Source organism: Streptacidiphilus rugosus AM-16, from assembly GCF_000744655.1.
In the GTDB taxonomy this organism is placed as follows: domain Bacteria; phylum Actinomycetota; class Actinomycetes; order Streptomycetales; family Streptomycetaceae; genus Streptacidiphilus; species Streptacidiphilus rugosus.
Map to the genome: position 1 here is coordinate 864,253 of NZ_JQMJ01000003.1, position 16,754 is coordinate 881,006.

The following is a 16,754-nucleotide window of genomic DNA, read 5'->3' on the forward strand; positions in this document are numbered from 1 at the left end:
GCCACCTTGCCCGCGCTGCCGAGCGGTCCGCGCCTCCACGCGTCCCATGACGCGTGGAACCCGCCCGGCGCACGAGCCAGACGTCAAGGAGGACGAATGGCCGGGCTCTACCTCTCCGGCGCTCCATCAGGGGTGACCGCCGTGCTCACCGGTTCGGACCGGGTCGTGGTCGTCATCGTCGCCGTCGTCGCCGCAGCCGCGCTTGGTGTCGCGTGGCTGCTGGTCCGTCAGGTACTGGCAGCGGACCAGGGCACCGACACCATGAAGCAGATCGCCGCCGCCGTGCAGGAAGGCGCGAACGCCTACCTCGCACGCCAGTTCCGCACCCTCTCCGTGTTCGCCGTCCTCGTGCCGGCGATGCTCCTGCTGTTGCCCGCCGACAACTGGTCGCAGCGGATCGGACGCTCGCTCTTCTTCCTCGTCGGCGCGGTCTTCTCCGCCGTCACCGGCTACGTCGGCATGCGGCTCGCGGTACGGAGCAACGTCCGGGTGGCCGCCGCGGCGCGCGCGGCGACACCTTCCGAGGACGGGGGCGAGGCCCCCGACGTCCGGTCGGTCTCCCACCGGGCCATGCGGATCGCCTTCCGCACCGGCGGCGTGGTCGGCATGTTCACCGTCGGACTCGGCCTGCTGGGGGCCTCGGTCGTCGTCCTCCTCTACAGGGAGAACGCTCCCAAGGTGTTGGAGGGCTTCGGTTTTGGGGCCGCGCTGCTCGCGATGTTCATGCGCGTGGGCGGCGGCATCTTCACCAAGGCCGCCGATGTCGGCGCCGACCTGGTCGGCAAGGTCGAGCAGGGCATCCCCGAGGACGATCCGCGTAACGCGGCGACCATCGCCGACAACGTCGGCGACAACGTCGGTGACTGCGCGGGGATGGCCGCAGACCTGTTCGAGTCCTACGCCGTCACGCTCGTCGCCGCGCTGATCCTGGGCGTGAGCGCCTTCGGCGACGTCGGGCTCGCCTTTCCGTTGCTGGTGCCGGCCATCGGCGTCGTCACCGCCGTCCTCGGGATCTACGCGGTCTCGCCCCGCAGCGGCGACCGCTCCGGCATGACGGCGATCAACCGCGGCTTCTTCCTGTCCGCGGTCGTCTCGCTCGCGTTGGTCGCGGTCGCGGTCTTCGCCTTCCTGCCCGGGAGCTTCTCGGCGCTCAAGGGCGTCTCCTCCACCATCTCCTCGCACAGCGGCAACCCCCGCGTCTTCGCCCTCGCCGCTGTCGCGATCGGCATCGGGCTGGCCGCGGCCATCCAGCAACTGACCGGCTACTTCACGGAGACGAACCGGCGCCCGGTGATGGACGTCGGCAAGACCTCGCTCACCGGCCCGGCCACGGTCATCCTGTCCGGCATCTCCGTCGGCCTGGAGTCGGCGGTCTACTCGGCGGTCCTGATCGGCGCGGCCGTCTACGGTGTGTTCCTGCTCGGCGGCGGTTCGCTGATGCTGTCGCTCTTCGCCGTCGCGCTCGCCGGCACCGGGCTGCTGACCACAGTCGGCGTCATCGTGGCGATGGACACCTTCGGGCCCGTGTCGGACAACGCGCAGGGCATCGCCGAGATGTCGGGCGACGTGACCGGGGCCGGCGCGCAGGTGCTGACCGAACTCGACGCGGTCGGCAACACCACCAAGGCCATCACCAAGGGCATCGCCATCGCCACCGCGGTGCTGGCCGCCACGGCGCTGTTCGGCTCGTTCACCGACGCGATCAACACCGCCGAGAAGCAGATCGGTTCGGCGGCCCAGGGGTTGAGCCTGAGCTTGGACATCTCCCAGCCCAACAACCTGGTCGGGCTGCTGCTCGGTGCTGCCGTCGTGTTCCTCTTCTCGGGCCTGGCCATCAACGCGGTCTCCCGCTCGGCCGGTTCGGTGGTGTTCGAGGTGCGTGAGCAGTTCCGGTCCAAGCCGGGGATCATGGACGGCACCGAGACGCCGGACTACGGGCGCGTCGTCGACATCTGCACCAGGGACGCGCTGCGCGAACTGGCCACGCCCGGTCTGCTCGCGGTCCTCGCGCCCATCGCCGTCGGGTTCCTGCTCGGCGTCGGCGCGCTCGGCTCCTACCTGGCCGGCGCGATCGGCACCGGCACCCTCATGGCGGTCTTCCTGGCCAACTCGGGCGGCGCCTGGGACAACGCCAAGAAGCTGGTGGAGGACGGCCACCACGGCGGCAAGGGCAGCGAGGCGCACGCGGCGACGGTCATCGGCGACACCGTCGGCGACCCGTTCAAGGACACGGCAGGACCGGCCATCAACCCGCTGCTCAAGGTGATGAACCTGGTCTCGCTCCTGATCGCCCCGGCGATCGTCAAGCTGGGCTTCGGCGCGCACGCCAACACCGCACTGCGCGTGGGCATCGCGGTGCTCTGCCTGGCCGTGGTGGTCGGCGCGGTCTGGGTCTCCAAGCGGCGCGGCATCGCGATGGGCGCGGAATCCGGGGCGGCGGCCGAGGCGGCCGGAGCGACGGTCCCCGACCAGGGGCAGGGGGTCGCCTCACCGGCCCGCTGACCCGCGCCGCCCCGCGTCAGCGCGGGGACTTCACCGGCTCCCGGATCGTCCGATCACGCGGCTACGTCGACCCCTCGACAGCCTCGATCCCTCGATCGCTCCATCCCTCGATCCCGTGATCACCCGAGGTCGGTCGGCCCGCCGCCCGCATGGGCGTTGGCGGCGATCGCGGGAATGATCCGGGGCCAGAGCGCACGCGGCAGGTCGTGGCCCATGCCCGGCAGCGTCAGCAGTTTGGCGTCCGGGACGGCTGCGGCCGTCGCGTGCCCGCCGCTCACGTCCACCAGCGGGTCGGCCTCGCCGTGGACGACCAGGGTGGGCACGCCGACGTTCTTGAGCCCCGGCGTCCGGTCCGGCGAGGCCAGGATCGCGGTGAGCTGGCGCGCGAAGCCGTCGGCGCGGCTGCTGCGGTCGTAGGTCGCGGAGACGTAGGCGCGCAGTTCCTCGTCGTCGCGCGGGTAGTCCGGCGAGCCGATCACCCGGGAGGCGGCCATGCCCGACTCGATCACTGCCTCGCGCCCGATCGCCCGCGGACGCAGCAGCATCCGGGTGGCTTCCGGCGTGGACAGGCCGGTCGCCGGGTCGCCGGGGCGGGACATGATCGAACACAGGCTGAGCACCCGCTCGGGGCTGTCGATCGCCATCTGCTGCGCGATCATGCCGCCCATCGAGGCCCCCACGACGTGCGCGCGCTCGACGCCCAGGACGTCCAGCAGGCCGACCGCGTCCCTGGCCAGGTCCGCGATCAGATACGGCGCGCTGGCCGGGTCCCCGCCGAGGACCGCGCCGAGATCGGGCTGCGGCCCGGCGTCGAGGTGGCTCGACAGGCCGGAGTCCCGGTTGTCGAAGCGGACGACGTGGAATCCGTGATCGGCGAGCTGGCGGCAGAGCCGCTCGTCCCAGGCCGTCAGCTGAGCGCCCAAGCCCATGATCAGGAGCAGTGTGGGCCTCGCGGGATCCCCGAAGGTCTCGTACTCCAGCTCGAGTTCGTGGACGTGAGCGCGGGGCATGCGGCCCTCCCGGTGGTTCGTGGCGCAGGCTGAGGTACGTACTGACTGGTCGGTACGGTATCGGGACAATTGTGCGGCGGAAAGGGGCCAGCGTGTAGGTTCCGAGGCTGGGTCGGAACGTGGGAAGGGGACCCGGTGAGTGGGACGGATCGGTCGATACGGGGTCGGCGCGCCGGCCGTGCGGCGGCTGCGGCCGCGATGACGGCGGTCGTCGTGGGCGCGAGCGCCTGTGGCGGCAGTGACAGCACGGCGCAGTTGGACTCCTGGGCCAAGAGTGTGTGCGGCGGAGTCGCCGCGCCCATCCAGTCGGTCCAGTCGGCGCAGAGCGACACCGGGCAGATCATCGCGGGTGAGACCCCGGCCGCCCTGCAGACGCGTCTTGCGGCGGACATGGGCAAGCTGGCCACGGGCAACCAGCAGATAGCGCAGGCCGTGCAGGCGGCGGGCGCACCGAAGACCAGCGGCGGTGCGCAGCTGCAGGCGGACGCCGTCAGTGAGCTGAACCAGGCAGCCGGGGGCTACACCAAGGTGCAGGCCACGGTGAAGGCCCTGCCGGTCACCGACCAGGCCCGCTTCGCGGCGTCCCTGCGCGGGGTCTCCGACCAGGTCCAGCAGCTCTCGACGCTGTCGTCGGGCGCGCTGCAGAAGCTCCAGACCGGCGAACTCGGCGCGGCTCTCAAGCGCCAGCCGGGCTGTGCCCAGCCGAGCGGCACGCCGACGCCGGCGACGAGCGCCGCGACCTCGTCCTCCCCGTCCGCATCCACCCCGGCCGGCGCCGGCGCCTCGGCGGGCACGTCCGCCAAGCCCAGCGCCTCCACGTCGCCCAAGCCCTCGACGTCCGCGCACTGACCCCGACCCGCTCGTCCCGCACAGGCTCGACCGGCCAGGGGCCGGGCGGGCCGTGCGCCTGGGGTGACGGGAGGGTGGTGTCGGGGAGAATGGCCGGGTGAACAGCTCCGCAGCTTCCACTCCGTCCAGCGCGAACTCCGCGTCCACCCCGTCCGACCGTGCGGCCTCGGACCCTGCGGCCTCCCGCCCTGCGGCCTTCGGCGTCGGTGCCTCCCCCGGCGGCGCTGCCGAGGCCGGATCAGGCGCGCCGCTGCCCGTGCTCGAGCCGACGCGGATCGCGCGGCTGCGCGAGGCCTTCGTCGCCGCCGACTACACCGCCGACGGCTGCCTGGAACTGCTCGGCGCCGCCGCGTACGCCGCGCTCGCGCGCAGCGAGAGCGTGCCCGCGTTGCGGGCCACGACCGGAGCGGGCGCGCTGCAGACGCTGGTGCGTCTGTTCCTGCTCCAGCGCGCCGTCTCCTACCCGGCTGCCGCGACCGCACTGCCGGTCGAGGAGGCGCTCGCGGACGGCTGGCTCGTGCGGACGAGCGAGAGCGACGTGCGCGCGACGGTCGACATCAGGCCCTACGCCAACGACATCGCCGGCGAGCAGGCCGCGGCCGAGGCGTGGATCGTCTCCGACCTGGGCTGTGCCGTCGGCGGAGCGGGCGGGATCGGTTCGGGGGCGGCGACGGACCAGGGCGTGTCGCGCGGCGAGCTCGTGCTCGGCGTCGGCGGGGCGTCGACGACGCTGGCCAACATCGCCGTCCGGCGGCCGGTCCGGCGTGCCCTGGACCTCGGCACCGGGTCCGGGATCCAGGCCCTGCACGCCGCCCGCCACGCGGGCCGGGTCGTGGCGACGGACGTCAACCCGCGGGCCCTGCACTTCACACGCCTCAGCGCCGAAATCTCCGGGCTCGGCGACCGCATCGAGGTCCGCGAAGGGAGCCTGTTCGAGCCCCTCCAGGCCGACGAGACCTTCGACCTCGTCCTCTCCAACCCGCCGTTCGTGATCTCACCGGGGGAGCGGTTCACCTACCGCGACGGCGGCATGGCCGGCGACGAGCTCTGCCGCAGCCTGGTCGCGCAGGCCGGAGCGCATCTGGAGCCCGGCGGCTACTGCCAACTGCTGGCCAACTGGCAGCACGTGCGCGGCGAGGACTGGCGGGACCGGGTGGCCTCGTGGGTCTCCGGCAGCGGCTGCGACGCCTGGGTGGTCCAGCGTGACGTCCAGGATGTGACCACCTACGCGGAGCTGTGGCTGCGCGACGGCGGCGACCATCTCGGCCCCCGCGCGGACTACGAGCGGCGCTACGCCGAGTGGTTGGACGCCTTCGAGGCGGCCGACGTCGAGGGTGTGGGCTTCGGCTGGATCACGCTCCGCCGGCTCCCCGAACAGGGCGCGGACGTCAAGCCGATCCTGGTCGCGGAGGAGTGGCCGCATCCGGTCGAGCAGCCGCTCGGGCCGGTCATCGAGCAGTGGTTCGAGCGCCAGGACTTCCTGCGCGCCCAGGACGACGCCGGCCTGCTGGCGGCGCACTACCTGCTCGCGGACGAGGTGGTCCAGGAGCAGGTCGGCGTGCCCGGCGCGGAGGACCCCGAGCACGTGATCCTGCGTCAGAACCGGGGCATGCGACGGGCGACCAAGGTGGACTCGGTCGGCGCGGGCTTCGTCGGAGTCTGCGACGGCTCGTTGGGCGCGGGAGACATCCTGGACGCGATCGCACGGTTGCTCGACGAGGACCCGGTCGTGCTGCGCGACCGCGCGCCCGAACAGATCCGTCTGCTGGTCGAGCAGGGATTCCTGCGACCCGCCTGACCCGCGCGGCCGGGCGGCATCGGGTGAACATCACACCGAACCACCGGCGTTCACCGCACGTTTGCCCATGCGACGGACGCAGTAGGCCGCACGTTGCCGACGCGCTGGAAATCTGGACCCCGCAACCGATCATTTGATCGACCATCACAGCGGCTGAGCCAGCGGGGGCGGGGCGAACGTGGGAACTCCACTGGGTCTGTTCACGGGGGCGTGGTTTTTCCTGTTCGGCGGCGCTGTCCTGTGGTGGTGCGCCGCAGAGGTGCGCGCTCGGCGCACCCTGCGGCGCGTTGGCGTGAGCGGCATGGCCCGTGTCGTCGTCGATCTCGACGAGGCCACCGACCACGCCGACACCGCGCCGATGCTGAGCTTCCAGGTCGAGGGCCACGGTGAGGTCGTGACGCGCCCGCGGGGCTGGACCTCGATCAGACGGGTGCCGACGCTCGCGGTCGACTCCCTGGTGCCGGTCTCTTACGACCCGTCCCAGCCGACGCTCGTCGTGGTGGACGGCACGCCCCAGGGGCGGAGCGACGTGTTCTGGCTCCTTCTCGGCCTCGCCTTCGCCGGCTGCGGTGTGACGCTGCTCGCATTCGCGCTCTGACGCGATCCCGCCCGCAGCCCGTCCGCGGCCGACGCCCGAGGGCGATCCGGCGCTTCCGCCGGCGCCCGCATCCGGCAGGGCTCCGTCCGGGCTCCGGCCGGGGCCCGGACGCGTCCGGCACCCACGCCCCACCCGATCTCGGCCCGACGTCGATCCGACCGATTCCCCAGGTCCGATCGAGCTCCGACTGCCATGCTGTGACGGCTGGTCCTATCAGATGGGTGCATGGCTGTGCGTCCGGATGGGCAGAGACACGCCGAAAGGGTCGGGTTCTGCGTCGTGCGCCATGCGGCCAGTCCTATGATCCGGCTTGTCCGGCCCGCCCCTGCCAGTGTCGGCGGACGTGTTCGCGTATCCGTGTGACCACGTACGACGCCGTCCCGAACAGCGGGAGCGGAGGCCTTCGGGTTACCGTTCGAGTGACAGCGGAGGGCCCCCGTCCGTGACATGTCGGGATCCGTCCGTTTGACAAGGGGCACTGGGATGCGGTCACACTCCGCATTCAGGACCTGCATTCAAGGACCGCAGTCACGACTGCACTCAGGATCGTGTCGCCGCACGCAGTGACGACACCACCCCTACCCGACCGGGAGAGAAGAGCGAAGGTGTCCCCGACCAGCGAGACCGCACGCGACGGACGTCGACTCGTGATCGTCGAGTCGCCGGCCAAGGCGAAGACGATCAAGGGTTATCTGGGCCCTGGATACGTGGTCGAGGCCAGCGTCGGGCATATCCGCGACCTGCCCGGCACGGCGGCGGAGGTACCCGAGGGCTACACCGGCGAGGTCCGCCGGCTCGGCATCGACGTGGACCACGATTTCGAGCCGATCTACGTCGTGAATTCGGACAAGAAGGCCCAGGTCTCCAAGCTCAAGGCGCTTCTCAAGGACGCCGACGAACTCTTCCTCGCCACCGATGAGGACCGCGAGGGCGAGGCGATCGCCTGGCATCTCCAGGAGGTGCTGCGCCCGAAGGTGCCGGTGCACCGGATGGTCTTCCACGAGATCACCAAGGACGCGATCCAGGAGGCCGTGCGGCACCCGCGCGAGCTGAACAAGCTTCTGGTCGACGCACAGGAGACGCGCCGCATCCTCGACCGCCTCTACGGCTACGAGGTCTCCCCGGTGCTCTGGAAGAAGGTCATGCCGAAGCTGTCGGCAGGCCGTGTCCAGTCCGTCGCGACCCGCCTCGTCGTCGAGCGGGAGCGCGAGCGGATGGCGTTCCGTTCCGCCTCCTACTGGGACCTGACCGCCGTCTTCGCCACCGCCGACGCCCTCTCCGGCAAGGCTGCCGCCGCCGGCGACCCGGGTACCTTCGGTGCGCGCCTCAGTTCGGTCGACGGCCGCCGCGTCGCGACCGGCCGTGACTTCGACTCGCTCGGGCAGCTCAAGAGCTCCGCCGGTTCGGCCGCGCAGGTCCTGCACCTGGACGAGCAGTCGGCCCGCTCGCTGGCCGCCGCGCTCGCCGACACCGACTTCCGGGTGCGCAGCGTCGAGTCGAAGCCGTACCGCCGCTCCCCGTACGCGCCGTTCCGCACCACCACGCTGCAGCAGGAGGCCAGCCGCAAGCTCGGCTTCGGCGCGAAGCGGGCGATGGACGTGGCGCAGCGGCTGTACGAGAACGGCTTCATCACCTATATGCGTACCGACTCGACCACGCTCTCGGACACGGCGGTCAACGCCGCCCGGGCGCAGGTCGAGCAGCTCTACGGCCGCGAGTACCTGCCGGACGCGCCGCGCGTCTACCAGGGCAAGGTCAAGAACGCCCAGGAGGCGCACGAGGCGATCCGCCCCTCCGGCGACCGCTTCCGCACCCCGGCCGAGACCCGTCTCTCCGGCGACGAGTTCAAGCTCTACGAGCTGATCTGGATGCGGACCGTCGCCTCCCAGATGAAGGACGCGGTCGGCCAGTCCGTCACCGTCAAGGTCGGCGGCGCCTCCGCGGACGGCAGGGACGCCGAGTTCTCCGCCTCCGGCAAGATCATCACCTTCCACGGCTTCCTCAAGGCCTACGTCGAGGGCCGTGACGACCCGGACGCCGAGCTGGACGACCGCGAGCGCCGCCTGCCGCAGGTCGCCGAGGGCGACGGCGTGACGGCCGAGGAGATCAACCCGGACGGGCACGCCACCAAGCCGCCGGCCCGCTACACCGAGGCCTCGCTGGTCAAGGAGCTGGAGGACCGCGAGATCGGCCGCCCGTCGACCTACGCGGCGATCATCGACACGATCATCGCGCGACGGTACGTCTTCAAGAAGGGCACCGCGCTGGTCCCCTCCTTCCTGGCGCTGGCCGTGGTCCGGCTGCTGGAGGAGCACTTCGGCCGCCTGGTCGACTACAACTTCACCGCCAAGATGGAGGACGACCTCGACGCCATCGCGCGCGGCGAGGCCGAGTCGGTGCCGTGGCTGCGCCGCTTCTACTTCGGCGAGGGCGACGTCCCGGCGTCGGCCGCCTCCGCGGCCGACGCCGGCAACGGCGACGGCGACCACCTCGGCGGTCTCAAGGAGCTCGTCACCGATCTCGGCGCGATCGACGCCCGCGAGATCAGCTCCTTCCCGCTGCCCGACTCGGACGTGGTGCTGCGCGTCGGCCGCTACGGCCCCTACGTCGAGCGCGGCGAGCAGCGCGCCGACGTCCCGGACGAGCTGGCCCCGGACGAGCTGACGGTCGAGCTGGCCGAGGAGCTGCTGGCGAAGCCGAGCGGCGAGCGCGAGCTGGGCAACGACCCGGTGACCGGCAACGCGATCGTGGCGAAGGACGGCCGCTACGGCCCCTACTTCACCGAGATCCTGCCCGAGGGCACGCCCAAGACCGGGAAGAACGCGGTCAAGCCGCGGACCGGCTCGCTGCTGAGCTCCATGTCGCTGGACACGGTGACCCTGGAGGACGCGCTCAAGATCTTCGGCCTGCCGAGGGTCGTCGGCGCCGACGCCGAGGGCGTCGAGATCACGGCGCAGAACGGGCGCTACGGCCCGTATCTGAAGAAGGGCACGGACTCGCGCTCGCTCGAGAACGAGGACCAGATGTTCACCGTCACCCTCGAAGAGGCGTTGGCGATCTACGCCCAGCCGAAGGCACGCGGCCGCGCCGCGGCGAAGCCGCCGCTGAAGGAACTCGGCGTGGACCCGGTGAGCGAGAAGCCGGTCGTGGTGAAGGACGGCCGCTTCGGCCCGTACGTCACCGACGGCGAGACCAACGCGACCCTGCGCCGGGACGACTCCGTCGAGGAGATCACCCCGGAGCGCGGCTTCGAACTGCTGGCGGAGAAGCGGGCCAAGGGCCCGGCCAAGAAGACGGCGAAGAAGGCCCCGGCCAAGAAGGCGCCGGCGAAGAAGACGGCCGCCAAGAAGACGGTGGCGAAGAAGGCCACCGCCAAGAAGGCGCCGGCGGCGAAGAAGACGACCGCCGAGAAGTAGGGCGCCCGGTCACCGGGCGCCCGGTCAGGGGCGCCGGGCTCTGTCCGACCAGGCGGAGCCTCGCGCCCCTTGAAGGACTCGTGTGCCTCTTGTGAGCGCTTGGTCACAGGCGTGTCATGAACGAGGACAAGGCCGCATCCGCTGTCCTGGGCTCCGGTTAGGCTGGCCGTATGAGCGCCGAGTCGCAGGAGCCCGGAAACGGGGCCCCGGAAAGCCCCCACACGTCCCCCGTCGGCGTCAGCCTGACGGAACGCGCCCGCGCCCTGCTGCGCGTGCGGGGTTATCGCCGCGCCTGGCGCGCGCAGGCGGTGGGCACGCTGGGCGACCGACTCGCCCTGCTGACGATGCTCGGCCTGACCGTCGTCGCCGTGGTCGGGGCGCAGGCGCTGGGCGGCGGATACACCGCCGCGCTGTTCGCCATCGCCGCCGTCTTCGGCGCCCGGCTCGTCGGCACGGTGCTCTTCGGCGCCGTGCTGCTCGCCCCGCTGGCACAGCTGACGCAGCGTCTGGACCGGCGACAGCTGCTTCTCGGCGCGGAGGCGTTGCGCGCCGCGCTCATCGGCTGCTCCGTGTTCTGGGTGACCTGGGTCGGCAGCAAGGCCTGGATCTGGCTGCTCGTCACCGTCTTCGCCGCCGCCGCGCTCGAACGGGTCGTCACCGTCACCCGCGAGTCCATCGCCCCGGCGCTGCTGCCCACCGCCACGCCCGGCCACCCGCCGGTCGACCAACGACCGGTGCTGCGTCACATCGACCTGCGGACCAGCTACGCCGCCGTCCCCTACGGCGCGCTCGCGCTGGTGCTGCTGACCCTGCTCGACCAGGGCGTCGGCCACGGCATCCCGTGGCTCGCCGCCCACTCCCTCGCGCTGGCGGGCTTCGGCGCCGCCGCGCTCTTCGTCGCCGCGGGGACCCTCTCCTTCGGGCAGGAACTGCCCGAGCGCGCCGCCGAGGGCGCCCGCGCCTTCGAGCCGCGCTCGCCGTTGACGAACCTGCGCGCTCCCGCCGACGTCACCCCCGGCCTGGGCGCCCGCGGACGCACCGGCTCCTCCCTCACCTTCAGCTTCGCGGCTTGTGCCGTCGTGGCCGGGGTCGCCGCCGCCGCGTCGGTCGCCTACGTCCACGCCTTCGACCTGCTCGCGGGCGAGATCGGCTACGGGCTGCTGGTGCTGGCGCTCACCGCCGGACTGCCGCTCGGCCTGCGGATCACCCGCAGTGTCCTGCCGACGCTGAGCCGACGCCGGCTGCTGCCGCTGGCCATGGGCACCTCGGGCCTGGCCCTGCTGCTCGGCGGGCTGGTCAGGGACTACGTGCTCGCCCTCGTGCTGTTCACCCTGGCCGGGATCGCCGGCGGCGTCGCCTTCAGGACGGCACGGGCACTGCTCGCGCTGGAGACGGAGGAGGCACGCCTTCCGCGCGTCGACGAGCACCTGCACGCGATGCTGCGGGTCTCCGTCGCGCTCGCGCTGGTCGCCGGTCCGCTGGTCGGCGCGGCCTTCGGCCCTGAGCAGTTCGGCGGCACCACCCTGACCTTCGACCACGGCGGCGCGGGCCTGGCGGTCTCGGTCGCCGGGCTGGCGCTGCTGCTCGCCGGCGTCGTGACGCTGCTGCGCACCGACGACCGCAAGGGCGTCGCGCCGCTGCCCCGTGACGTCTGGGAGGCCCTGCGGGGCGGGGCCGAGCCGCCCGCGTACCGCGCGGGCACCGGCTTCTTCATCGCCCTGGAGGGCGGCGACGGGGCGGGCAAGTCCACCCAGGCGCAGGCGCTGGCGGAGTGGATCCGCAGCAAGGGCCACGAGGTGCTGCTGACCCGCGAGCCGGGCGGCAGCGGGATCGGCCAGCGCCTGCGGGCGATGCTGCTGGACGTCGGCAACACCGGCATCTCGCACCGTGCCGAGGCGCTGATGTACGCCGCGGACCGGGCGGAACACGTGGACTCGGTGATCCGCCCGGCGCTCGCACGCGGCGCCGTCGTCATCACCGACCGCTACTCCGACTCGTCCGTCGCCTACCAGGGCGCGGGCCGCGACCTGGTGGGCGCGGACATCGCCCGGCTGAACCGCTGGGCGACCGACGGCCTGGTGCCCGACCTGACGGTGCTGCTCGACGTCGCCCCCTCGGCGGCGCGCGAGCGCTTCACCGAGGCCCCGACCGGCTCGAGTCCGAGCCCGAGGCCTTCCACCAGCGGGTGCGGGCCGGATTCCTGGCCCTCGCGGCCGCCGACCCGGCGCGCTACCTGGTGGTCGACGCGGGCCAGCCGCCGCACGCCGTCACGACGGCGATCCGGCACCGACTCGACCGCGAGCTGCCGCTCTCCGAGCAGGAGAAGGCGGCCCTGGCCGAGCAGGAGCGCCTCGCCCGCGAGGCCGAGGCACGCCGGATCGAGGAGGAGGCCCGCCGCAAGGCGGAGGAGGAGCGCGCCGAGCGCGAGCGCCAGGAGACGCTGGAGCGGCTCAGGCTGGAGGCCGAGGAGGCCGAGAAGGCCCGCCAGGCCGAGGAGGACCGCCGGGCCGCCGAGGCGGCGCGCTCGGCGGCCGAGGCCGCCCGCCGCCAGGCCGAGGAGGAGGCCGCACGCCGCGCCGAGGAGGAGGCGGAGCGCCGCAGGGCCGCTGAGGCCGCGCGCGCCGCGGCTGCAGCCGAGGCCGCCCGGCTGGCCGAGCTGGAGCGCCAGCGCGAGGAGAAGCGAGCGGAGGAGCGCCGCCGCGCGGAGGAGGCCCTGCGCCGTGCCGAGCAGTCCCGCCTCGCGGCGGAGGCAGCAGAGGCGGCCACGGCCGCGGAGACCGCCGCGGCGGGTCCGGCCGAGCCCAAGACCGAGGAGCGCGAGTCGGCCGACGGCCCGTCCGGCCACATAGCCGCCGACGCGTCGGCGGCGGAAGCGACGGCGGTGCTCCCGATCGTCGAGCCCGAGCGGGCCGCCGCGTCCGAGCGTGGGCCCGAGCCCGAGCGTAGGCCCGAGAGCGACCCCGAGATCCACCCCGCGGCCGCCTCCGAGGGCGCAGCCGAGACGACCGCCGAAGGCTCGGCCGAGAAGACGGCCGTGATGCCCGTCGTCGTGCCCGAGCCCGAGCCTGCGTCCGAGGCGACCGACGCCGCCGGCGCGCAGGCCGAGGCCGAGGCCGCCGCCGACACCGGGGGCTCCCCGCTGGCCAGGGTCCGCGCGGCGCGGGCCGCGCGCGCCCAGGCGAAGGCGAAGACCGAGGAGGCCGAGGCCACCGCCCCGACGGCGTCGCCCGCCCCGGCCTCGTCCGCCGAGGAGACGATGGTGCTGCCGCCGTTCCCGGCGCAGCCGCCGGTGGTCGGCACGCCCGCCGCCGAACCCGAGTCCCCGAAGGCGCGGCGGCCCCGGCTGTCGCGGAAGGCCTCGGCCGAGCCCACTGCTTCGTCCATGGACGAGACGACGGTCATGCCGATCGTCCCGCCCGTCGACCAGACGCCGCTGCCGCGTTCCTGGCGTGAGGCCTCGCCGCGCAGCGCGGAGAGTGTCCAGGACAGGGTGCCCGACTGGCTGTTCCGGCCGCAGCCGGGTCGCGCCGGTTCCGAGGCGCCGACCAGCGAGATCCCGATCCTGCCTGCCGCAGTGTCGCCCGAGGCCGCAGAGCCCTCGGCGGAGCAGCCGAAGGACGCGGAGACCCCGGCGGGCGAGACCCCGGCCTCCGGCGGCCGTTACGACTGGGCCGAGGAGACCCCGCTGGACGACCTCCCCACGCTGACGGACCAGCTGCTGGGTACCCGCGAGGAGTGGGCCCAGTGGCACGCCGAGCACCCGGACCAGCCGGAGGGCCCGGACGACCAGCGCGGCCGCGGCCCCGGCCCCGGCCGGCACCGCTGAGCCTCCGCCCCCGGCCCTCCGGCTGGTCCGGCCCCGACCGTTCCCGCGGCCCCGGCGTCCCTGACGCCGGGGCCGTCGTTTGTCGGCGTCGGCGGCTAGGCTGCCGGGAGCAGGGAGAGAGTCGGAGAGCGGCAGAGCGGCGGCGTGACGTGAGCGTGTGGGACGACCTGGTCGGCCAGGACCAGGTGGTGGAGCAGCTCGTCTCCGCCGCCCAGGGAGCCCGCACCGTCGTGGCGGGGGAGGCTACGGGGGCGTCGGGCATGACGCACGCCTGGCTGTTCACCGGGCCTCCGGGGTCGGGGCGGTCCACGGCCGCGCGCGCGTTCGCGGCGGCGCTGCAGTGCACCTCGCCCGACATCGACCTGGGCGGTGTGCCCGGCTGTGGGTTCTGCGACGGCTGTCACACCGCGTTGATCGGCAGCCACGCCGACGTGAACACGGTGCGGACGGACGGGCTCAGCATCGGCGTCAAGGAGACGCGTGAGCTGGTTCGCAACGCGTCGATGTCGCCGGCCGGCCGCCGCTGGCAGGTGATCATCATCGAGGACGCGGACCGGCTCACCGAGGGCGCGGCCAACGTCCTGCTGAAGGCGATCGAGGAGCCCGCGCCCCGCACGGTGTGGCTGCTCTGCGCGCCGAGCGTCGAGGACGCGCTGCCCACGATCCGCTCGCGCTGCCGTCTGCTCGTGCTGCGTTCGCCCGCGGTCGGTGCGGTAGCGGACGTGCTGATGCGCCGTGACGGCGTGGATCCGGAGCTCGCGGCCTTCGCGGCCCGCGCCTCGCAGGGGCACATCGGGCGCGCGCGCCGGCTGGCCCAGGACGAGTCCGTGCGGGCGCGCCGCGCCGAGGTGCTGAAGCTGCCGCTGACGGTGGGAGATCTGGGCGCCTGCCTGGCCGGGGCCCAGGCGCTGGTGGACGCCGCGACGGCGGAGGCGAAGCAGGTCGCCGAGGAGGTCGACGCGAAGGAGACCGAGGAGCTGCGCGCGGCCCTCGGCGCGGCGGCGGGTGTCGGCGGGCGGATGCCTCGCGGTACGGCGGGCGCGATGAAGGAGCTCGAGGACCGGCAGAAGCGGCGGGCGACGCGTATCCAGCGGGACAGCCTCGACCTCGCGCTGCTCGACCTCGCGGGCTTCTACCGCGACGTGCTGGCGGTCCAGTTCGGGGCCGGCGGCGGGCTGTCCAACGAGGACCTGCGGTCGGGCGTCGAGCGTCTGGCGTCGCAGTCCACGCCGGAGGCCACGCTGCGCCGCATCGAGTCCGTGCTGGCCTGCCGCGACGCGATCGAGCGCAACGTGGCGCCGCTGCTCGCCGTCGAGGCCATGACGGTCGCCCTCCGCGCGGGCTGAGCCGTCCCCGCGCCGCCCCCGCCTGGGCGCCGCTGCCGTCCTGCCTGGGCCCCGTGCCGCCCTGCCGACACACCGGCCGCCACCGCGTCGACCCTTGGGCGTCAGCCCGTCGTCACCTCGCACGATCCGGCCTTCGCTCATTCGGGTGGCAATGGACCGGAGAGTGATCACAGTCCCTCCGATGGGGGATCCGGTCAGGATGACCTTGTGGTGGAGCGCAGCGTTGATCGCTGCCGGGGCGACGGTCGGTGTCTGGCTCGCGGGCAGTGCGCTCGGCGCATGGCGGGAGGAACGGGCGGGGCAGGTCTACGAGTTGACGCCGCGCTACCTCGGCGCGGCGCTTCGGGCGGTCGCTGCCGCGCTCGCCCTGGCCTGCGCCCTGGCCGGCGGCGTGTTCGCCGCGGGATCAGGGGGCCAGCGCACCGTCGCCGACTCCCGGGCGCTCTCCTCCGCCGAACCCGGTTCGACGCCGGGCGCGAACCCCGGCGGTGCGGCGGCCAGGGCGTCGTCCGGCTCCGGGCGGGGTTCCTCCGGCTCGGCCTCCGACCGCGTGCACGCCGCGTCGGCCCCGCTGACCGCCGTCGGCACGTCCTCGGGCGGCCGGCTGCTCCAGGGCGGCCTGCCCGGGGTTCCGGGCCAGGTGAGGGTCTGGCTGCCCGCGCAGTACGCCGCGCACGCCGCCGCTCCGGCCGGTGCCGCCGCAGCGGCGGGAGCCGGGTTGCAGGCGCTCGTCGTCCGCGCTCCAGAGAGTGAGCTGTCGGAGGTCTGGGAGGGGCTGGCGGGTGCGGTGGCCGGCGGGCACGCGAACCCGTTCATCGCGGTCGCCCCGGCCGACCCCTGTGTACTTGCCGGGGACGACTCCGCCCTGCGTCGCGCGGTCGCGGCACAGTTCCACGTCGCCACCCGGGCCCGCTCCTGGGCCGAGCTGGGCATGGACGCAGGCGCTGCCTGCGCGGCCACCGCCGAGCTGGCCCACCCGGACACCTACGCGGGCTCCGTCGCGCTCGGCGGCACGCTCCCGCATCCCGCCGCCGGGTCGGTGCCCGCAGGCGTGCGGCTGCTGCTCGCGCAGGCGCACCGGGACCTGCCCGCCCAGGCGGAGGCGAACCGGCTGCGGGCAGCGCTCACCGGCGCGCCGGACGCCGGAATCCGTCTCTCCGCGGTGGTCCGCGACATCTCCCCCGACCGTGAGCGCTTTCGTCTGGTCAGAATGGCGGCAAACTATCTGACCGAGGAGTTCGCCGCCGGCGCCCACCGCTGACGCCTCCTCTCCGCCGAGCCGCCCCGCACCAGCATCGCCGTCGACACCAGCAGCACCACCCTCGTCAGCCGCACCACCCTCGTCAGCTGCACCACCGGCACCACCAGCCGGTCGTCGCCTCCCGCGTCGACCGACGCGTCCATCTTGG

Annotated in this window: 11 protein-coding genes; 9 read left to right on the forward strand and 2 right to left on the reverse strand. The window is 73.5% G+C overall.

Going from position 1 to position 16,754, the window contains the following annotated elements:
- Nucleotides 1-96: 96 nt before the first annotated feature.
- A complete protein-coding gene (locus BS83_RS07395; RefSeq protein ID WP_051942747.1) occupies nt 97-2,502 on the forward strand; it encodes a sodium-translocating pyrophosphatase in 2,406 nt (801 codons plus the stop codon).
- A gap of 119 nt (nt 2,503-2,621) precedes the next feature.
- On the opposite strand, the gene BS83_RS07400 is transcribed toward BS83_RS07395, so the two are convergent.
- Nucleotides 2,622-3,512, reverse strand: a complete 891-nt coding sequence (locus BS83_RS07400) for an alpha/beta fold hydrolase (RefSeq protein WP_037602061.1) — start codon at nt 3,510-3,512, stop codon at nt 2,622-2,624.
- A gap of 135 nt (nt 3,513-3,647) precedes the next feature.
- On the opposite strand from BS83_RS07400, the gene BS83_RS07405 reads away from it, so the two are divergent.
- The 8 genes from BS83_RS07405 to BS83_RS07435 all read left to right on the forward strand — a co-directional run bounded on the left by BS83_RS07405 (nt 3,648) and on the right by BS83_RS07435 (nt 16,606).
- On the forward strand, nt 3,648-4,361 hold the full coding sequence (locus BS83_RS07405) for a hypothetical protein (protein ID WP_157596998.1): 714 nt from the start codon (nt 3,648-3,650) through the stop codon (nt 4,359-4,361).
- Nucleotides 4,362-4,617: 256 nt separating this feature from the next.
- On the forward strand, nt 4,618-6,159 hold the full coding sequence (locus tag BS83_RS07410; RefSeq protein WP_232248167.1) for a DUF7059 domain-containing protein: 1,542 nt from the start codon (nt 4,618-4,620) through the stop codon (nt 6,157-6,159).
- Nucleotides 6,160-6,460: 301 nt separating this feature from the next.
- A complete protein-coding gene (locus BS83_RS07415; protein ID WP_037602063.1) occupies nt 6,461-6,757 on the forward strand; it encodes a DUF3592 domain-containing protein in 297 nt (98 codons plus the stop codon).
- Nucleotides 6,758-7,362: 605 nt separating this feature from the next.
- The gene (gene topA, locus BS83_RS07420) at nt 7,363-10,173 is read left to right on the forward strand and encodes a type I DNA topoisomerase (RefSeq protein WP_037602065.1); all 2,811 of its coding nucleotides are present in this window, start codon (nt 7,363-7,365) and stop codon (nt 10,171-10,173) included.
- Between the two features lie 170 nt (nt 10,174-10,343).
- A complete protein-coding gene (tmk, locus tag BS83_RS49090; RefSeq protein ID WP_051942749.1) occupies nt 10,344-13,022 on the forward strand; it encodes a dTMP kinase in 2,679 nt (892 codons plus the stop codon).
- Between the two features lie 32 nt (nt 13,023-13,054).
- Nucleotides 13,055-13,999: a hypothetical protein gene (locus BS83_RS49095; protein WP_051942750.1), complete on the forward strand. Its 945-nt coding sequence runs from the start codon at nt 13,055-13,057 to the stop codon at nt 13,997-13,999.
- Nucleotides 14,000-14,148: 149 nt separating this feature from the next.
- On the forward strand, nt 14,149-15,345 hold the full coding sequence (locus BS83_RS07430) for a DNA polymerase III subunit delta' (protein WP_037602067.1): 1,197 nt from the start codon (nt 14,149-14,151) through the stop codon (nt 15,343-15,345).
- A gap of 223 nt (nt 15,346-15,568) precedes the next feature.
- The gene (locus BS83_RS07435) at nt 15,569-16,606 is read left to right on the forward strand and encodes a hypothetical protein (RefSeq protein ID WP_037602069.1); all 1,038 of its coding nucleotides are present in this window, start codon (nt 15,569-15,571) and stop codon (nt 16,604-16,606) included.
- Here the strand turns inward: BS83_RS07435 and BS83_RS07440 are convergent.
- A complete protein-coding gene (locus BS83_RS07440; RefSeq protein WP_037602070.1) occupies nt 16,567-16,749 on the reverse strand; it encodes a hypothetical protein in 183 nt (60 codons plus the stop codon). The two genes, BS83_RS07435 and BS83_RS07440, sit on opposite strands and share 40 nt — an antisense overlap.
- Nucleotides 16,750-16,754: the final 5 nt, after the last annotated feature.

Excerpts from the sequence above, each read along its gene's own strand:
- BS83_RS07440 (WP_037602070.1), bottom strand. The coding sequence starts at position 16,749 with ATGGACGCGTCGGTCGACGCGGGAGGCGACGACCGGCTGGTGGTGCCG.
- BS83_RS07400 (WP_037602061.1), bottom strand. The coding sequence starts at position 3,512 with ATGCCCCGCGCTCACGTCCACGAACTCGAGCTGGAGTACGAGACCTTC.
- BS83_RS07415 (WP_037602063.1), top strand. The coding sequence starts at position 6,461 with ATGGCCCGTGTCGTCGTCGATCTCGACGAGGCCACCGACCACGCCGAC.
- tmk (WP_051942749.1), top strand. The coding sequence starts at position 10,344 with ATGAGCGCCGAGTCGCAGGAGCCCGGAAACGGGGCCCCGGAAAGCCCC.
- BS83_RS07395 (WP_051942747.1), top strand. The coding sequence starts at position 97 with ATGGCCGGGCTCTACCTCTCCGGCGCTCCATCAGGGGTGACCGCCGTG.